Origin of the sequence: Sphingobium sp., from assembly GCF_035511395.1 — a bacterium.
Taxonomy (GTDB): domain Bacteria; phylum Pseudomonadota; class Alphaproteobacteria; order Sphingomonadales; family Sphingomonadaceae; genus Sphingobium.
In genome coordinates, this window is the sequence record NZ_DATKFP010000283.1 from 1 (window position 1) to 2,705 (window position 2,705).

The 2,705-nt window shown below is 62.9% G+C and carries 2 protein-coding genes; both read left to right on the plus strand.

The features are described 5' to 3' along the window. Positions 1–393 precede the first annotated feature (393 nt). Positions 394–1,212, plus strand: a complete 819-nt coding sequence (locus VMR39_RS20095) for a conjugal transfer protein TraF (protein WP_019054280.1) — start codon at positions 394–396, stop codon at positions 1,210–1,212. Positions 1,213–1,277: 65 nt separating this feature from the next. Continuing rightward, positions 1,278–2,678, plus strand: coding sequence for a conjugal transfer protein TraH (locus VMR39_RS20100; RefSeq protein WP_026149935.1), 1,401 nt, complete (start codon positions 1,278–1,280; stop codon positions 2,676–2,678). Positions 2,679–2,705 lie beyond the last annotated feature (27 nt).

Consider the following 2,705-nt stretch of genomic DNA (forward strand, 5'->3'; position numbering starts at 1 on the left):
GTGATGGATTTCACCGAGGTCTACGCGGACTTCATGGATGCGGCCAAGCTGCCTGATGAAGTCCAGACCATGACCGAAATCCAGCAGAAAATTCAGAATTACTACGACCTTCACGGCAAGTGAGATGGGCGAAACCATCTCCTTGCCGCCGAGCCGCAGCACCTGCCCAAGGACATAGGACCATGCCGTTCTTCATCATCGAGCTGCCCGCCCTTCTTGCATCGCTCACGGTGCCGACCCCGGCAGCGGCGCAACCCCATCGCTGCGGCACCCCTATAGCCAGCGTGGCCGATTGCTGCGTCCACTTCTCGGCCTGGGACGGCGGGCCAGCCTCCACACCACCTACCCATTCTTCCGCGCATTCTGCCTCAGCCGCTGAAAGGACGATGAGCGATGTCGATGATCGCTAGACTCTCGATGCTGGTCGCCCTGGGCGTTGGCCTGGCGTCGCCGCTCATGGCGCAGGACGCGTCGCCGCCGTCCGATACGATCGAGCAGAGCCGGCCTGACGACTTCTACTGCGGCGAGCGAAAACTCGGCCAATGGTTCTATTGCGACAAGCCGAAAGCCGTGCCGCGGGAAGCGCCGGCTGCACCGCCACAGCAGAGCGCCGTCGACCGCATGGCGGCGATCACCAAGCATCTCGACGAACTGAAGGCGAAGGCGATCCTTGAACCGTCGGAGGAGAATGTCATCGCTTATGTCCGCTTCCAGCGCGAGCAGCTCGACCGGGCGTCGACCTTCTCCGACGTCTGGCAGCGCGCGCTGTGGCAGAATCCCGACATCGACTACACGCTGCAAAGGCCGGTCTCGACGGTCGGCAAGCGCGCCTGGCTCGATAACCGGAAGGCCGATCGTGACGCGGTCCTCACCAATCTGGGTCAGCGTTACGGGCTGTTCTATTTCTACGCTCAGAGCTGCGGCGCCTGCGAGCTGTTCGCGCCGATCCTGCGCTCGGTGACCGACAGCCATCGCATGGCGGTGATGGCGGTGTCGATGGACGGCGGGCCGAGCCGGGAATTCCCGAATTATGTCGTCGACTCTGGGCAGCGCGCCCGGATGGGTGTGCCGGGCAACGAAACGCCGGCGCTCGTCCTGTTCGATACCGTGACGAAGCGCACGATTCCGATCGGCTACGGCATTCTCAGTGCGGATGAGATCATGGACCGGATCTTCACGCTCACGAACACCAAGGTTGGGAGCGATTACTGATGGCACAGCATCGTGGCAAAGGGCGTGCGCGCCGCTTCTTCCGCTCAGCGGGCGCCTCCATGGCGATGGTCGCCGCGCTCAATTTCGCGATTGTTGGCGTGGCGCGCGCCGATGTCGCCTCCGAGATGAACAATTTCTTCTCGGACGCGGGCGGCGCTGCCAATGTCACGGGTCCGTCGGCCTATCAGGGGCAGTCGGCAGGCTACTATTCGCTCGGCAATGTCTGGACGCGTTTCCCGCAGAAGAGCGTGCAACCGTTCAATCTCCAGCTTCCCAGCGCCCGGGCCGGCTGCGGGGGCATCGACCTCTTCTCGGGCAGCTTCTCGTTCATCAACGCCTCCGAAATCGTGGCTATGCTCAAAGCGACGGCCAACAATGCTCTCGGGTTCGCGTTCAAGCTCGCGATCGATTCCGTTTCGCCGGAGATCGGGAAGGTGATGGATGAGTTCAGCCAGAAGGCGCAGCTTCTGAACCAGATGAATATCTCTAGCTGCGAGACCGCGCAGGCTCTGGTCGGCGGAATCTGGCCGCAGATGGATTCGACGCGGGCGACGATCTGCGAGGCCGTGGGCAACAGCCAGGGCGTGTTCTCCGACTGGGCCGCCTCCCGCCAAGGCTGCAATAACGGCAACCGGCGCGATTCCACCATCGCGGGCAATACCGACGCATCGATGAAGGATCAGCTGGTCGGTGAGCCGCACAACTACACCTGGGAGGCGCTCAGAAAATCGGCCAAGTTTGGGGCGTTCGATCAGTCCTTCTCCGAATATGTGATGACACTGGTGGGCACGGTCGTGACCACGCCTTCGACCGATCCGAGCGTCGGCGGCAAGGTCGTGATGTTCGGTCCGGCCGAAGAGGCGGTGGTGACGGCGCTGCTCGACGGGACGGCGGACGCGCCGCCGGTCAAGATGCTCAAATGCAACGACGAGAATTGCTACGACGTCGGCGAGCAGACGCTGTCGGTCCCTGCGTCCTCGGCGTTGCGCCCGCGCATTGCGACGATGATCAAGTCGATGAGCGACAAGATCCGCTCCGACACGCCGCTCAACGCGGCCGAAAAGCAGCTGCTGAATCTGGCGACGGTGCCGATCTACAAAATCCTCGCCGTGCAGGCCTATGCGCATTATGCGCTGACCGACGGCGAGATCCAGACGCTGTCCGAGATCGTCGCGGTCGATCTCCTGTCCGCCATGCTCGACAATATGCTGGACCGGGTCGAGCAGGCGAAGGTCCACTACCAGACCTTCGACCAGGAAACCGCGACGCAGTGGAAACAGCAGATCGCGGCCACGCGCGCGAAGTTCAGCCAGCGCGATGTGCGGCTGAACAACAAGCTGCAGGTGACGATGCAGATCATCAACCGCAGCATCATGCTCGAGTCCACCCTGCAGAACTCGATGACGCCGGGCATGGCCTCCGCGCTCAATTTCTCGCGCGGGCTGAATGCGCAGGGGCTGAACTAGGGCGGGAGCGCGGCGATGCTGGAGGTC